This is a genomic window from Salimicrobium humidisoli (genome assembly GCF_002295105.1).
GTDB classification, from domain to species: domain Bacteria; phylum Bacillota; class Bacilli; order Bacillales; family Halobacillaceae; genus Salimicrobium; species Salimicrobium humidisoli.
In genome coordinates this window covers 1-397 of sequence record NZ_NSGH01000056.1, presented here as the reverse complement: position 1 = coordinate 397, position 397 = coordinate 1, and the positions used below count along the sequence as shown (strand labels likewise).

Here is a 397-nt window from a genome sequence, read left to right as displayed (position 1 = left end):
CTTTACAGGAGCCAGCCGTCGAAGGTGGGGCCAATGATTGGGGTGAAGTCGTAACAAGGTAGCCGTATCGGAAGGTGCGGCTGGATCACCTCCTTTCTAAGGATAGGAACGGATCTTTCCCTGGCGGGAAGGATCCGCACGAACCGGGCGCTCTTAGGGAGCGCTCCGGCGCATGGCTAAAACATGTTCAGTTTTGAGAGATCTATGCTCTCTTTGAACCTTGAAAACTGGATAAGAAACAAACAGACAATATCGTAAGATATTGATCTGGACCAACATCGATCTTTATTTTAGAATGAAGCGTCTTTTCACTAGTATAGTGAAGAAATGAAGGGCGCACGGTGGATGCCTTGGTACCAGGAGCCGATGAAGGACGGGACAAACACCGAAATGCTTC

At 49.1% G+C, this 397-nt stretch carries 2 rRNA genes; both read left to right on the top strand.

The features are described 5' to 3' along the window. A 16S ribosomal RNA gene (locus CKW00_RS13515) occupies positions 1 to 96 on the top strand; the annotation flags it as partial. A 222-nt stretch (positions 97 to 318) separates the two neighbouring features. Continuing rightward, positions 319 to 397: ribosomal RNA gene (locus tag CKW00_RS13510) — 23S ribosomal RNA — on the top strand; the annotation flags it as partial.